Source organism: Agathobaculum sp. TL06 (assembly GCF_054658635.1).
On record NZ_BAAGGY010000102.1, the window covers coordinates 1 to 216 of the forward strand.

A 216-nucleotide genomic window follows, 5' to 3' on the forward strand; every position below is an offset into this window, starting at 1 on the left:
TCAACTACCTGAACGAGCGCGTTGCACAGTGCAACTATCTGGCAGAGGGCTTCTACAAGGCGGGCGTCAAGGGCGTTGTGCTGCCGGCCGGCGGCCATGCGGTGTACATCAACATGGATGAGTTCTTTGACGGCAAGCGCGGCCACGATACCTTCGCGGGCGAGGGCTTCTCGCTGGAGCTGATCCGCCGCTACGGCATCCGTGTATCCGAGCTGG

At 62.0% G+C, this 216-nt stretch carries 1 pseudogene; it reads left to right on the forward strand.

Annotated elements, in window-relative coordinates:
* Positions 1-216: pseudogene (locus ACYQ3S_RS15810) on the forward strand (tryptophanase); the annotation flags it as partial.